The following is a 7,003-nucleotide window of genomic DNA, read 5'->3' as shown; positions in this document are numbered from 1 at the left end:
AGTTTTTGTAAAATGGCTTCTTTAAAGGCACTTGAATGTCTTTGGTAATCCACTGGTTTTCACTTACCGTCCCCTGTCTATTTATAATAACAAATGAGGCGACAACTATCCTGACACAGGGGGATATTGTTGTTTGAAATCGCGGATTAGTGGCGCAAGGTGTAACGTTGAAAAGTCCACTGGTGCACTAATCTGTAAAAGCCCTTTTGCAGTACTGTGCAAATCACCAAAGTGATTTTCCATATCATGAATACTTTCCAGAATATGCATAGTCTGTTGTAAGCACTCTTCGCCTTCTTGGGTTAAGCGTACACGCCGCGTTGTTCGATTAAACAGCCTGATACCGAGTTGTTCCTCCAAATGAGATACATATTTGCTCACAAGTTGGTTTGATGTTTCTAGCTTTTCAGCCGCTTTAGTAAAGCTACCGAACTCTGCCACGGCGACAAATGCTTTCATCGTATCTAAGCGATCCATTAAATATACTCATATTTCAAATAATATGTTGGTAATTATTCCATAATACTATCATTAATTCATCAATTTGTTGTTAGTAACATGGACTTCATCCTAACTGTGGCAATGAAGTCGACAGTTTCAATTAATAAATAAAAGAGAAACTTAACTATGAATAAACAAACTGTACATAACATATTGAAGTCAGAGGCGGGCGTTGCAGCTTTAGCTTTGAGAGTTCCCGTCGGGATCATTCTAGTAGCCCATGGCGCGCAAAAATTGTTCGGTTGGTTTGGTGGGTACGGACTGGAAGGCACTGGTCAATGGATGGCTAGTATCGGATTAGAGCCAGGATATCTGATGGCTTTATTGGCTGGAAGTGCTGAGTTTTTCGGAGGACTGGCCTTGATATTAGGCTTGCTAACTCGCCCTGCAGCCGCACTGAGTGCATTTACAATGCTAATAGCCATCTTAAGTGTTCACTTAGAACATGGCTTTTTCTTGAGTAATAACGGCTATGAATATGCACTTGCATTGTTAGCTGCAACAGTAGCACTTACGGTTCAGGGTTCAGGGAGCTATTCAGCTGATAACGTGATAGCAGATAATCTAAAGGAAAGTAGTCCTGTTAACGAACCATCAAACTGATAAAAGTTCGCATAGTGTTGAATAAGTAATACCTTCCTGCATTGCAGGAAGGTTATTTCTAAATAGACAGCTAAGAATGAAAACAGGTAGCTCTTAACCTCACCAAAATGGTTTCCGTTACCTCTAAATTTTAAAAGTTACAGGAATTATCATGAATAAAAAGCGCAATATTGTCTTCATTTCCCATGGCGGAGGGCCCATGCCTCTGCTAAAGGATCCCGATCATTCTGAAATGACCGCTACACTAAAAAAAATTACGGCAGCAATGGATAAGCCTAGCGCGATATTAGTCATCAGTGCGCACTGGGAAGCGAGCCTGCCAACAGTCACCTCAGGAAAAAATCCTGACATTATTTATGACTACAATGGCTTTCCGAAGGAAGCGTATGAGATTAGGTACCCAGCATCAGGTGAACCTGAATTAGCAAAAGATGTTGTGAATGCGCTTAAAAAAAATGGTATTGAGGCAGCACAAGATGATCAACGAGGGTTTGATCATGGCTTATTTGTGCCACTTAAAATTATGTATCCCGAAGCTGATATTCCATGTGTTCAGTTATCTTTAGTCCACAGTCTTGATGCAGGTTTCCATATTCAAATTGGTAAGGCGTTGCAGTTACTTAATTGGGAGAACTTGCTAGTCATTGGATCAGGGTTTTCGTTTCACAACATGCGTGGCTTTTTTAGTCCAAATTCACAAGAAATACGTGAAAATAACATGGCTTTTGATCATTGGCTAACGTCAGTTATTAGTGATAAAACGCTGCCAGAAAATACAAGAGAAGAGATGCTTAACAATTGGGATTCTGCGCCGGGCAGCAGGTTCTGCCACCCACGAGAGGAGCATCTACTCCCTCTACATGTTTGTTATGGTATGGCCACTCAAGCGTGTGAGACAACATTTAAGGCGAAAATCATGAACAAACAATCGTCAATGTTTTATTGGGGAAAATAAGTGTGGTGACGCTTATCACGATTGAAGGACTTTAGGCCGCGTCAAAAGCTCCGTGAGTCTGAAATTAAGCTTTGTTTGTCAGACCCAAGCACAGTGCCTTAATTTCCCTTAAAAATAAGCGGGCAACCGGGCCCAGTCGATCGCCATCTTTAAACGTCAGGAACAATTGAGCGGAGCGCTCGTTATTGCGGACAAGGCGCAATAACTTTAAACGATTGTCTTTAAGATGGGGGTCAATCAAGCTTAGTGGCAACCAGGCAAATCCCAAACCATTGACGATCATATCGATAGAACTCTGCATATGACTAACAGTCCAACGCTGATTCGCTTCTAACCAGCCTTCATTAGTGCGATGTTTATTGTCCATGGTAGACGAATCCCTTACCACAATTTGGCGGTGGCTTTTGAGCTCTTCAAGGGTGAGGGGCTTTTCAATGGCGTGCAGAGAGTGATTTGGGCTGGCGACAGCACCAAATTGTATGTAACACAAGCTTTCACTATTGCCTGCACCAAGTGAACTAGGTGAAATGGCGATTTCGACCTCATCATTCTCAATCATTTCCGCCCCGCCCCCTAAAATCGATTCAATCAGTTCAATTTTCACCAGTGGAAACTGCTCAGAAACCATTTCTAGGGCTTTATAAAGCAGCGCACGCGGAAAGATTTCATCCACCGCAATACGCAATTGTGTTTCGATGCCTTGGCTTAGTTTTACGCCGATGGCTTCGACCTTTTTGGCTTCATCGAGCAGGTAACTTGAGCGCCGTAAAATCATTTCGCCCTCTTTCGTTAAAACAGTTTTGCGGCCTTCAATAACGAATAATTTTACGCCCAACGTATCTTCTATTTTACTTACTGCGTTGTGTACACTGGATTGGCTTTTGTGTACGCCCTGAGCGGCCTGATTAAAACCTCCAAACTCAACGACAGCATGGAACATACGCCATTGTTCTAACGATATTTTCAACATGGCTTACTCTCTTTATTACTTGATAGCGTGATTAATTCGCGATTTTTGTTGAAATATGGTGACGTTAACACCTTAAATGCACGTAGTATAATATTATAAAACAAAAACGATCAATTTACTTTTCTCTTGTTTCTCTTGTTTCTCTTTTTACTTGATAGCATCATTATCATAGGGAAAGCTAGCAGCTTTGAGCAATAAACAATGCAGTTAAATGATAAATTGAACCAGAAACAAAACATCTGCCACACTAATCAACCCTTTTTCATAAACAAGAAAACAAGCAGAAAAAAAATAATAATAAAAAAAACAAAAAGGAAAGCCGTCTGTATATACAGATGAAAAGATGGTAGAAGAAGAGAAAAGGAAATTTGATAGGTTAATTAATAAAAATAAACTACGTGCATTTTTGTATATAAGGATAACAATTATGGCGAAAAATAGAACAACATTCAGTATCTCAGCCTTACCGCACGATTTTACCTTGTTCGTGTGCAATCACTTCGTTTCAACAAGTATCAGTATCGTGCTTACCTCTGTTGTCCCTTTCCTTGCCTATAATTATTACATCAGCAATGCTCTTTTTGATGCGGCGCAAACATTAGGTAAGACACCACAACACAGCCTTTTTATCTCAGTTACTTATGCTGATGTAATGATTAGTTCTCTTAAGTTGACGACAGAAACTGTTCGCAGCTTAGAACCCTTTATCGATAACTTAGGTAATCACACTCTTGAACGAATCAATCCATTTCGGTTAATCATACTTATTCTGCTCTCTTATCTGGCTACTTTCCTGTTTACTACATACGATCGTATTATTAGCTACAATGATCGTCGGTCGACGCAAAATAAAATAAAGAGTCTGGTTAAAACTCCTTATATCATCTACCCATTCATTTTTTCATTCATCACTCGCATCGACAGTACCATCCACCTTGTCATCATAACGATGATATATGTTTAGGGGAGCCAAAAATGTCAAATTCAATACAGGACTGTCTAAACGCTTTAGCGGCAATTCGAGTAGATACCCATACGCTTAGACAAGTTTGCCTCACAGCTTTACGATATGACATTCAATATTTACCACCACTATTCAGCAAAGATTCCAACCTAACCGACGATGGACCCGTTGAACGAGTTTTGGATTTTACAGGCAACGAATTCTCTCCCATCGATGTTCGACTAAATGATCGTATCAACGATGTCTGGGGATTCACTGCACCACCAAATCGCGTTAAAAGTTCTCTGCCTCGCTACCTCGGTTACATAGCCCTACCAAAAGAATATATTGATTATGCCACCTCTTTAATTAACAGCATTAACGATAATAAAGCCCAATTCCTAGCCAATGGACGCCAACTCCACAAAGAAATTGGCCTCAAACAAGATCGAATCACTGACACTCTGATTCATTCTCTTATTATTGAGCCTACTGAAAACTTCGAACTGATTACACGCCCTATTATTGATACTCAACATCACAAAGTAACCAAAGTATCCAATCGCTGGGTCATTAAACCTTCACAACCTAAAACCGCAAAACCTGCAGAAGACACTATTGCCACACTTGAAACGGATGGGAAGTACATTATTATCGAAGCCATCAAGCAATTTGAGATCCTACACCCTGGTAGCAAATATGCCGTGCGCTACGAAAATCCCCCTTCCCCCGAAATTCGATTTAATTACTCTGTCGATACTAATATTAATGAACGGGGGCTAGCTCTCAAACGCATTGCTAACTCTAGCCCGCTTATCGTGCTGAATTGGGACGAAAACACGCAATTTAATGGCACTCTTAAACCGCTAGACGTTGACTACAACCCAACCACCAATACATTTTCCGTTATAAATCGTAAGCACAAGGAAAACGAGCCTGTGCGCTTATTGGCCACAGAAAATTGGTATGGATTTCCCGTAAAAAACTAGCTCCCCAGAAAAAGTAAGGAAGTACACATTGAACATCAGCCGAATACCCAAACCGATTTTACTGGAGCTGGAAAAAACCGGTATCAACAAAAGAGCATTTGAAACAAACACACCCGATCAGTTGTTCTCTATGTACACCATCAACAAAGGTGTACCCTTTGACGCATCAAGACTGGTGGTGTTGTTTGATTATGTTCAGGATGCAAAGATGACAGGCCAATATCGTAAGGGCCCAAATTATGACAGCATTTTCAACGTCATCGACACCAGCGGCTTAAGCTGTGAAAGCATGGTATGCAAAACCGACGAAGAGGTAATGGCATCACTTATTGCCATCACTCATAAAGAATATGCTGCATGGGGCACGGCACTTTGTAAAATACTCCACTGCCTAAGAGCGGCTTTCACACCCTACATTGAAGCCAAAGAGAGCTATAAGCCCTGTCGTGATGTCAGCACCTTCGAAATCAACAACAACGCGGTAATGTTCAACTTTAACGCAAAAATCAAAGAATACGATGACCCTAAAAGTGACACATACAGCAGACAATATTTAATGTCTGTTGAGAGTCGCTCTAACCAAGGTTTCAAATCCATACAGCTATCTGCGAGCGAAATTGCAACCTTGTATATGGTGTTAGACTCAGCAATTAAACATACTTTAATCACTGAAAAGAATTACATCGCCCAAAGAGAATCAACCAGTGTCGTGATTGCTTTCCACGAGGGCAAAGGCCTACAGATTTACCACAACACCAAAGAAGGTAACCGGTTTGCTGGCTTAAAAGGGGCGGATGTCATGATGCTTAAAGCCAAATGCCTGCAAATTTTAAAACTTTCACTTGGCATGAGTGGTGCTGAAGTTGTGAATATGTTGGCAGTGTAATAAATGAAACCAGAAATTTGTAGACGGGTGGTTGCGGGGGCTTTGTGATACGGCAAGCTGATAGACGACCTCTACCATGTCAAGGTTACGGTGGATATTGCCAATTCTTACAACAGTTAAATTTTCCTTGCATATACAAGGAATTACCCTCATCAAACACCCTTAGGATGCTTTGAATCAAAGCAAAATAAAGCAAGAAATCGCTATTTCATGGGGTTTTGGCCCATCTTACCCCATGACCTCTACCCTTCGAATCAAAGCATCTCAAATTAGCTCATACCTTAAAGACCAAAATATCCATAAACGCATGATTTCAATTGCTTTGAATCAAAGTATATTTTTGGACATTTGTTTTGCTTTGATTCATAGTAAAATAGAATTTCCGTGGAATTGAAGCCTTATCAGCACCATAAAAGATCTACAAAAAATAACCTATTAAATGTTATTTTGTAAACCAAGTCACAAAATGATTTGTTCGAGACCACCCCGCTTTCACGCTCAACTTCCCCTTATAGCAACTTTCATTTACACACTTTTCAGAACGTCTATGATGAGTTTATGGACTCTATTCAAACTACATTTTGATTTGATTACCCATGCTATTCGCATTAAAGTTTGAGTAGATTAATCATGTTATTCAAGTCATAGGGTGTGTTATGTGGATATGGCAGCAAGACAATTAGCCTCACTTTACATGGGATAAAAGCGCTATAGAACCCATGTTAAGAAAAGCTCGTCTTAACCAAGGAATACTATTAGGTAAGATGGCCAGTCAATCTCATGATGCAAAGCAAAACATGCTCGATACACTTTTGGCTAACATTATAAACTCAAGCGCCATTGAAGAAGAGAAACTGAATGCCTTTTCAGTACGCTCCTCACTAGCCAACAAACTCGGTTTAACAGAAGAAAACTCGTTTCCTACTACTGAACAAACCGATGGGATCGCTGAGATAATGGTCGATGCCATTGAGAACTTTGATTCAACACTGAGTTTACAGAGAATTCTACATTGGCATGAAAAACTATTTCCTAAAGGCTATACCATGCTCAGCCCTATCATGAGTGGCCAGTTACGATGTAGTGGTCAAGTAAAACTGGCCACGGTTTTATAGTTTTTCCAGTGCAGCTCTTCCGCTTTATTCGGTGGCAACAT

7 protein-coding genes and 1 pseudogene are annotated in these 7,003 nt (G+C 40.4%); 6 read left to right on the top strand and 2 right to left on the bottom strand.

What is annotated here, in order from left to right:
- Window positions 1-105: 105 nt before the first annotated feature.
- A complete protein-coding gene (locus J9B83_RS15480; protein WP_211537701.1) occupies window positions 106-477 on the bottom strand; it encodes a LysR family transcriptional regulator in 372 nt (123 codons plus the stop codon).
- 150 nt (window positions 478-627) lie between these two features.
- Between J9B83_RS15480 and J9B83_RS15475 the strand changes: the two genes are divergently transcribed.
- Window positions 628-1,104, top strand: coding sequence for a DoxX family protein (locus tag J9B83_RS15475; protein ID WP_211537700.1), 477 nt, complete (start codon window positions 628-630; stop codon window positions 1,102-1,104).
- Window positions 1,105-1,255: 151 nt separating this feature from the next.
- Window positions 1,256-2,059, top strand: coding sequence for a DODA-type extradiol aromatic ring-opening family dioxygenase (locus tag J9B83_RS15470; protein ID WP_211537699.1), 804 nt, complete (start codon window positions 1,256-1,258; stop codon window positions 2,057-2,059).
- Window positions 2,060-2,123: 64 nt separating this feature from the next.
- Here the strand turns inward: J9B83_RS15470 and J9B83_RS15465 are convergent, their stop codons facing one another.
- Window positions 2,124-3,029 (bottom strand): LysR family transcriptional regulator, encoded by a 906-nt coding sequence (locus tag J9B83_RS15465; protein WP_211537698.1) that lies wholly within the window; start codon window positions 3,027-3,029, stop codon window positions 2,124-2,126.
- A 427-nt stretch (window positions 3,030-3,456) separates the two neighbouring features.
- Between J9B83_RS15465 and J9B83_RS15460 the strand changes: the two genes are divergently transcribed.
- The 4 genes and pseudogenes from J9B83_RS15460 to J9B83_RS15445 all read left to right on the top strand — a co-directional run.
- Window positions 3,457-3,993, top strand: a complete 537-nt coding sequence (locus J9B83_RS15460) for a hypothetical protein (protein ID WP_211537697.1) — start codon at window positions 3,457-3,459, stop codon at window positions 3,991-3,993.
- A gap of 11 nt (window positions 3,994-4,004) precedes the next feature.
- Window positions 4,005-4,961 carry a hypothetical protein gene (locus tag J9B83_RS15455; protein ID WP_211537696.1) on the top strand — a complete coding sequence of 319 codons (957 nt, stop codon included), beginning with the start codon at window positions 4,005-4,007 and terminating at the stop codon, window positions 4,959-4,961.
- A gap of 28 nt (window positions 4,962-4,989) precedes the next feature.
- Window positions 4,990-5,847, top strand: coding sequence for a hypothetical protein (locus J9B83_RS15450; protein ID WP_211537695.1), 858 nt, complete (start codon window positions 4,990-4,992; stop codon window positions 5,845-5,847).
- Window positions 5,848-6,542: 695 nt separating this feature from the next.
- Window positions 6,543-6,962, top strand: a pseudogene (locus tag J9B83_RS15445) (DUF4172 domain-containing protein); the annotation flags it as partial.
- Window positions 6,963-7,003: the final 41 nt, after the last annotated feature.

Source organism: Marinomonas vulgaris, assembly GCF_018145875.1.
In the GTDB taxonomy this organism is placed as follows: Bacteria; Pseudomonadota; Gammaproteobacteria; order Pseudomonadales; family Marinomonadaceae; genus Marinomonas; species Marinomonas vulgaris.
The sequence above is the reverse complement of the archived record's forward strand: the minus strand, read 5'-3'. Positions and strand labels throughout refer to the sequence as shown.